Below are 7,151 nucleotides of genomic sequence, written 5' to 3'. Positions count from 1 at the left end.
GATGACGCCCCACATCCGGGGGCACAATGAACTAAGCGGGCGGAACGACCCCGTTGTCGCACCCAAGGGTGCTGACCAGAACACGCCGCTTGACGGCCATTGGTGGCGTTCCGCCCGCCCCACAACCACGTTGTTCAGCAGTCTCCTAGGCCACGTCGGGCATCACCAACAATCGCGGAGAGGCTGCAGAGATTCACGCAGCTCCGCCACCGGACTTTTGTGCGCTCCGCCCGCTGCATTCCGGCCCCGGATCTCCCGGGAATACTTGGCCGGGCAGTAGAGTTGATGCCTGCGAATGGGCGCCAGTCCGGCGCCCGTGCGAAGGAGTGAAACCACCATGGCAACCGACTACGACGCACCGCGCGTCAATCAAGAGGATCAGCCGGGGACCGAATCGATCGAAGCGATGCAGTCCCAGCGCGGCGGATCCCAGACAGCCCTGCTGGACGTCGAGGAAGCCGACACCGCAGAAGGCATCGATCTTCCCGGCGCCGACCTCTCCCACGAAGAGCTGCTCATCCAGGTCATCCCGGTGCAGGAGGACGAGTTCACGTGCATGTCCTGCTTCCTGGTCCATCACCGCAGCCAGCTCGCGCGGGAAAAAGACGGAAAAAAGTACTGCTCGGAGTGCGAAGGGTAGGACGCCCGTTGTTCGCCCGGTCCTGATCGTTAGGCCCGGAACCGTCAGGAAATCTGCAGCCCTCCGTTGATGTCATACGCCGCTGCCGTGATGTAGCCGGCGTCCTCGCCCATCAGGAACACCATGAGCGCGGCGATGTCCCGCACGGTGCCCACCCGGCCCATCAGGATGTCGGCGGACATGGCGGCCTTGCGTTCATCCGTCAGCGTTCCGCCCATGATGTCCGTGTCCACCGGCCCCGGAGCGACGCAGTTGACGGTGATGCCGTGCTGGCCCATTTCCCGGGCCAGGGCTCGGGTGAAGCCGATGATGGCCGCCTTCGAGGCGCTGTACGCCACCTTGGAGTAGGTGCCTCCACCACGCTGGGCCGAAATGGAGGAGACGCTGACAACTCTGCCGAGCTTGCGCTCGATCATGCCCCTGAGCACACGCTGGGTAACCAGGAACGTGCCGGTCATGTTGATCTTGAACACGCGCTCCCACGCCTCGAGCGTCTCATCCATGAATTCCGTGGGCGAACTGATGCCGGCAAGGTTGGCCAGGCCAACGATCGGCGGCATGCTGGACTCGATCTCGTCGATGGCGGCGTTGACGGCCGCCGGGTCGGAGACGTCCGCGCCCGCCCCCGTGGCCTTGACGCCGTAGACGGCGGTGATTTCCTCTGCCGCCAGCCGCGCCGCGTCGCCGTCGATATCCAGGATCGCCACCGACCACCCCTGGCTGGCAAGCATTTCCGCCGTCGCCCGTCCGATGCCGCGCGGAGACGCGGCGCCGGTCAGCACCGCGGTTCGCTCGGCCGGCAACGTTTCGTGATGCGTCATGTCCCTTAGCCTCTCGTCGCCTGTTGTCAGTACTTGGTGTCGTCGAACTCGTCGGCAGCAACCGCTTCCTCACCGACGGCTGCACGGGTACCGGGCTTCACATGACCTTCCGGCCGCCTGCGTCCGTAGAGATAGGTCGCAACTGCCGTGATGGCCAGGACCGCCGACAGGAACACGAGGCCTGACCGGTTGTCGCCCGTGGCGTCGTTGAACAGCCCCACCGCGTAGGGAGCCACGAAACCGCCCAGGTTCCCCAGTGAATTCACCATGGCAAGACCGGCGGCGGCCGCGGCTCCCACCAGGGCCGTCGAAGGCATCGCCAGGAACGGGGCAATGGCCGAGTAGATGCCCATGGCCGCCAGGGTCAGCGCCATCAGGGCGAGAATAGCGTTCACCTGCACCAGGAAGCCGGCAGCCAGGAGGCCGACGGCAGCGAGGACCATGCTGATGCTGGCGTGCAACACGCGGTTACCCGTCCGGTCGGAGCGCCTGCCCCAGAAGTACACAAAAACCGCCGCAATCGTGTACGGGATCGCCACGATGAAACCGACCTGGGTGGTGCTGAACTTGCCCAGGGCGGCAACGATGGTGGGCATCCACAGACCGAGGCCGTAGATTCCGCAGACCAGGCCGAAGTACAGCGCGGAGTACGCAATCGTCCGGGGGTCCTTGAGGCCGGCCAGGAAGTGGTGCGGCTGGCCCTTCTGCTTGTGGGCGAGCTCCTCGTCCATGGTCCTGGTCAGCCATTCGCGCTCCTCCGCCGGCAGCCACTTCGCATGGCCCGGGCGGTCCGTCATGAGGATCGGGGTGAGCAGGCCGAGCAGGATGGCCGGAATGCCTTCAATGATGTAGAGCCACTGCCAGCCGTGCAGGCCCGCAATGCCTTCCATCTGGAGGAGCAGGCCCGACACCGGGGCGCCCAGGGCGTTGGAGACCGGCTGCGCCAGGATGAAGATACCCAGGACCGTGACGCGCTGGGCGGCCGGGAACCACAGGGTCAGGTAGAAGAGGATGGCCGGGAAGAATCCGGCCTCGGCCGCGCCCAGCAGGAAGCGGACGATGTAGAACGTGGTTTCCCCGTTCACCAGGGCCATGGCGGTGGCAAAGACGCCCCAGGAGATCAGGATCCGGGCTATCCACTTCCGGGCGCCGAACCTGTACATGCCGCCGTTGCTGGGGATTTCCAGCAGCGCATAGCCGAGGAAGAAGATGCCTGCACCGAGCCCGTACGCTGAAGCACTCAGCCCGATGTCCTCGCTCATGGTCAGCTTGGCGAAGCCCACGTTGTTCCGGTCCAGGTACGCCACGAAATAGAGCAGGACGATGAGCGGCATGATGCGCCCGCGTACCCTGCGCAGTGTTCTGTGGCCCAGTTCGTCGAGATGATCGGCAGGATTCATGGAAGTCATGGTGCACCTCGCAGTGAGAACGGGCCCGCCGGGGTTCCTCAGCGGAACAATTAAGGTTTACCACTCTGCAACGCAATAGTCACCACGCTTAGTTGGGGCCGCGGTGCTGGAATGCGACCACGTGGCCGGATGTCTTATGTCCCCGATTTCAGCCACTCCAGCAGCCGCTCCAGCGGCCACGTGGTGATGATCCGGTCCGCCGGCACGCCGTTCAGTTCCGCCCGCTCGGCTCCGTACTGCAGGAAGTCCAGCTGGCCGGGCGCGTGCGCATCGCTGTCGATGCTGAAGAGGCACCCCGCATCGAGGGCCAGCTGCATGAGGTTGTCGGGCGGATCCTGGCGCTCGGGCCGGGCATTGATTTCGACGGCGACGCCGGCTTCCGCGCACGCCGCAAACACGCGTTCGGCGTCGAATTCCGACTCCGGACGGGTGCCGCGCGAGCCCTGCAGCAGGCGCCCGGTACAGTGCCCCAGCACGTTGGTGTGGGGGTCCCCGATGCCGCCGAGCATCCTGTCGGTCATGGTGCTCCGGTCCGCGCGGAGCTTTGAGTGCACGCTGGCCACCACCACATCGAGCCGGTCCAGCATCTCCGGAGACTGGTCCAGCTCGCCGTTTTCGAGGATGTCCACCTCGATTCCAGCCAGCAGCCTGAACCCGCCGGGCCCCGGACCGGCGTGGTCCTTGTTAACGGCTGCCACAACCTCAAGCTGTTCGCTGAGCCGCTCGGCACTCAACCCGTTCGCAATCTTCAGGTTCGGGGAGTGGTCCGTCAGGGCAAGGTACTCGCGGCCGAGGGTGCGGGCGGCATCCGCCATGAGGCCAATGGGCGATCCGCCGTCGGACCAGTCGCTGTGGCTGTGCAGGTCTCCCCGCAGCAGAGGTCGCAGCCCCTTGCCGCCGGCGGCGAGAGGTTCCGCGCCGCTCTGCCTCAGCTTTTCCAGGTAATCCGGCACTCCGCCGTCGACCGCCTGCCGGATTACCTGGAACGTCGTGTCCCCGATCCCCTTGGTCCGCTTCAGCCGGCCGTCCTGTGCCCGCTCCGCCAACTCCTCAGGGGCGATGTCGCCAATGATGCCGGCGGCTTTCCGGAAGGCCTGGACCTTAAACGTTGGCGCGGCGCTGCGTTCCAGCCAGAACGCGATCTCATTCAGGGCGTCAGCGGCGTCCATTCGGGTCTCCCACCTTTAAGCCTGCGGTCTTGCGGCGAATAAGCCTGCGGTCTTGCGGCGAACGGCCTTCAGTCCTGGTGCAGCTGGACGAAGTTGCCACAGCCGTCGTCGAACACAGCCGAGATCCCGAAGGGGTCTTCCGACGGTTCGCCTTGGAACCGGACGCCCGCGGCGGCGAGCCGCCCATGCTCGGCCTTCACGTCGGGGACGCCGAAGACGATCGCCGGGATCCCGGCGTCGTGAAGTCCGGTCATGTAAGCGGCCGCGATGGGATTATCGCTCGGCTCCAGCAGCAGCCCCGCGCCGCCCGCGGCTCCCGGATCCTTAACGATGAACAGGTTGTGTTCCGGCATGGCCATGAGGGTCTCGAAGCCGAGGGTCTCGGTATAAAACGAGTGGGCCGCTGCCGGATCCTGGACGTGGATGCTGCACATTTTGAGTCGCATGCCGCCAAGGCTACGCCGAGCGCCGCCCGCTGCAAACCGTTTGCCACGGCCAGTCGCTGGCGTGGCCCGGCGACCCATTGACCGCCGGGGCCGCAGGGGATGCAATTGTAGTGGAGCCCGAATTACCGGGCCCCGTTGCTTGGAGGTGGTGGAGTGCCCGCCGTAACGGAAGCCGTCCTGATTGGGGCGCTGCAGCTTGTCTTCTGGGGTGCGGTGCTGGTGGCCGCCGCTTCCTGCACCGTCTTCGCCGTACGGCACCATGCCGGAAGGCCCGACGGCGACAGTTCAGACCCGCTGTTCTGGGACCTTTTCTGCGGGGCAGCGGTGATAATTCCGGCCCTTCTGATCCCGGCGGTGACATCACCGCTTGCGGGACTGGCGTTGGCCGCCGTCACCGGCGCCAGCGGCGTTGCCGCGTACCGCAGCAGCCCGCAGATTCTAGGCTGGTATGCCTCCCTGCGCCGCCAGCGGGAGGATTTGCCTGCCCGCCGGGCCGCCGTCGATCTGCACGATGCTGTCCTGAAGCGCTGGCAGCGGTACGAACTGGATCCGGCGCTGGCCATCGACTTCCCTGACATGGCGGACGTGGCACGGCCGGAAACCGCCGCATTCATCAAGGCGATGCGGGAAACTGAGCTGCTGCGGACGCTGGCTGGCCCTGGCTACGCGCCCGCCGTGGCACGGCTGGAGGACGCGCTGCGCTGTGCTGAAATTGCGGCAGGCGCACACATCGCAGCCGGCGCCGAAGTGGCGGCCGGCATTCACAGGCCTGGCACAGCGGCCGCGAAGTAGGGACACAATCCTGAATCAGAGTATTTTCCCAGGCCGCAGAGGCGGCCGGCCCGTTCACCCGGGTCCGGAGAATAGGAGATTCACATGTCCAAGATCAACAAGGTGACGGCCGGCATTATCCTGGCCGCGGCAGCCGGAGGTGGTGCGATCGGCGCCGCCGCACTCCCGGCAATGGCCGACAGCGGCACGTCGTCGGCGGCGTCGTCCACAACGCAGGGCTACGGCGCTGCCGGGACAGACGGCGGGACCCGCGGCCCGCACCAGGCCAACGGCAAGACCGAGGAAGTCCTGACTGGCGACACCGCCGCCAAGGTCGAGGCCGCCGTCAAGGCTGCCCAGCCCGACGCGACCATCGAGCGAATGGAAACCGACGCCGACGGCGCCACGTACGAAGCCCACATCACCAAGGCGGACGGCACCCGGGCCACCGTCTTGCTGGACGCCAGCTTCAAGGTGACGGGCACCGAGGAGGGCATGGGCGGCCCGGGCGGTGGTGGCCGGGGCAACGGCACCCAGCAGGGCTACGACGACGCGGCCGCCAACAGCTAGCCCATGCTGCAGCGCGGGGTCACTCCGGCCCAATCCGGGCCGTTTATTGCGCGGCATGTGGCCCCGCGTTGCTGTCAGTGGGGGTCGGTCTCCGCATCCTTTGTCTCGGCAAGGCTCCCACGCGGTGGCGTGCGGGGAACCGCCGGGCCAGACCTTCCTCCCGATGCCCCGAACCCGGCCTTAGGATGGGGCCATGTCAACCTATACGGTCATACGCAGCGCCCTCATTCCCGCCCCTGCCAAGGACGTTTTCCCGCTGGTCAACAGTTTCCGCGAATGGACCAAATGGTCCCCGTGGGAATCCGTGGACCCCACCATGAGCCGCACCTACTCGGGCCCGGAAGCCGGTGTCGGCGCAAAGTACGCCTGGAGCGGCAACCGCAAGGCGGGCTCCGGCACCATGGAGATCGTCGGCGCCCAGGAACCGGACAGCATCAACGTCCGGCTGGAATTCACCAAGCCGTTCGCCGCCGTCAACCCCACCAACTTCACGTTCGTCCCCGAAGGCAACGGCACGCGCGTCACCTGGACCATGAACGGCGAGAACAAGGGCATCGGCAAGGTTTTTGCCTTGTTCATGAACATGGACAAGATGGTGGGCGGCGATTTCGAAAAGGGACTGGCCTCGCTGTCCTCCGCCGCGGCGTCGCACAACGCCTGAGACGGCGCCCGCCGCCTAGCTGCAATAAACAGCAACGCGGGGTCACTTGCCGCCCGATCCGGACCTCCGGATGGGCGGTAAGTGACCCCGCGTTGCTGCTATCTGGAGGAGCTACAGCTCCACAGTCCCGCTTTCGCCCACGCTCATGCGGCTGTGGGTCACCTTGGACTTGACCCACTGCAGGACGGTGGCCGCGGTGCCTCCCGGGCTGGTCCAGTACTCAGCCGAGTCAGAGTCGACGCGCAGCAGGACCACTTCAGGGGTGTCCGGCCCGTCGGGGAACCACGGATCAACCGCCTGGTTCCACATCTCGCGGATCGTCGCCCGGTCCCTGACCACTTCCGCCGTTCCGGCCACGGACACCCATTCGGTGTTCTTGCCGAAGGACACGTTGACCCGCGGGTCCGCACCGATGTGGGCCACCTGGGAGGTTCCCTCCCCGGTGAAGAACCACATGTCGCCGTCGTCCTTGACGTCCTGGACGGCCAGCGGCCGGCTGACCAGAGCGCCTTCTTCGTTGATGGTGGTGAACATTCCGATGTGGGAATCGTTGATGATGTCCGTGACTTTGCTGATGTTTTCATTTTCCGGCATGCTGTCACCTCGTTCTGTTCAGTATGGGAAATCTTCCCCCGGACCAGCGTATTGGTAAGCGTGCTTACTT

The 7,151-nt window shown here is 65.9% G+C and carries 9 protein-coding genes; 4 read left to right on the top strand and 5 right to left on the bottom strand.

The features are described from left to right. Positions 1-337: 337 nt before the first annotated feature. Positions 338-640, top strand: coding sequence for a DUF4193 domain-containing protein (locus AC1DDG_RS20730; RefSeq protein WP_230118195.1), 303 nt, complete (start codon positions 338-340; stop codon positions 638-640). Positions 641-684: 44 nt separating this feature from the next. On the opposite strand, the gene AC1DDG_RS20725 is transcribed toward AC1DDG_RS20730, so the two are convergent. From AC1DDG_RS20725 to AC1DDG_RS20710, 4 genes are all read right to left on the bottom strand, one after another. Then, positions 685-1,461: an SDR family NAD(P)-dependent oxidoreductase gene (locus AC1DDG_RS20725; RefSeq protein WP_476877563.1), complete on the bottom strand. Its 777-nt coding sequence runs from the start codon at positions 1,459-1,461 to the stop codon at positions 685-687. Positions 1,462-1,487: 26 nt separating this feature from the next. Continuing rightward, complete coding sequence (locus tag AC1DDG_RS20720; protein ID WP_476877562.1) at positions 1,488-2,870, bottom strand: MFS transporter; 1,383 nt, start codon at positions 2,868-2,870, stop codon at positions 1,488-1,490. A 134-nt stretch (positions 2,871-3,004) separates the two neighbouring features. Then, the gene (locus tag AC1DDG_RS20715) at positions 3,005-4,039 is read right to left on the bottom strand and encodes a PHP domain-containing protein (RefSeq protein ID WP_476877561.1); all 1,035 of its coding nucleotides are present in this window, start codon (positions 4,037-4,039) and stop codon (positions 3,005-3,007) included. Between the two features lie 68 nt (positions 4,040-4,107). Beyond that, positions 4,108-4,485 (bottom strand): VOC family protein, encoded by a 378-nt coding sequence (locus tag AC1DDG_RS20710; protein WP_476877560.1) that lies wholly within the window; start codon positions 4,483-4,485, stop codon positions 4,108-4,110. A gap of 153 nt (positions 4,486-4,638) precedes the next feature. On the opposite strand from AC1DDG_RS20710, the gene AC1DDG_RS20705 reads away from it, so the two are divergent. The 3 genes from AC1DDG_RS20705 to AC1DDG_RS20695 all read left to right on the top strand — a co-directional run bounded on the left by AC1DDG_RS20705 (position 4,639) and on the right by AC1DDG_RS20695 (position 6,487). Next, on the top strand, positions 4,639-5,277 hold the full coding sequence (locus AC1DDG_RS20705) for a hypothetical protein (protein WP_476877559.1): 639 nt from the start codon (positions 4,639-4,641) through the stop codon (positions 5,275-5,277). Positions 5,278-5,361: 84 nt separating this feature from the next. Continuing rightward, positions 5,362-5,826 carry a hypothetical protein gene (locus tag AC1DDG_RS20700; RefSeq protein ID WP_230118201.1) on the top strand — a complete coding sequence of 155 codons (465 nt, stop codon included), beginning with the start codon at positions 5,362-5,364 and terminating at the stop codon, positions 5,824-5,826. A gap of 193 nt (positions 5,827-6,019) precedes the next feature. Further along, entirely contained in the window at positions 6,020-6,487 is a 468-nt protein-coding gene (locus AC1DDG_RS20695; protein WP_476877558.1) for an SRPBCC family protein, read from the top strand. Positions 6,488-6,598: 111 nt separating this feature from the next. On the opposite strand, the gene AC1DDG_RS20690 is transcribed toward AC1DDG_RS20695, so the two are convergent. Continuing rightward, positions 6,599-7,081 carry a pyridoxamine 5'-phosphate oxidase family protein gene (locus tag AC1DDG_RS20690; protein WP_476877557.1) on the bottom strand — a complete coding sequence of 161 codons (483 nt, stop codon included), beginning with the start codon at positions 7,079-7,081 and terminating at the stop codon, positions 6,599-6,601. Between the last annotated feature and the right edge of the window lie 70 nt (positions 7,082-7,151).

Source organism: Arthrobacter sp. 10L430 (genome assembly GCF_056395245.1).
This window is presented reverse-complemented; position numbering and strand designations above follow the sequence as displayed.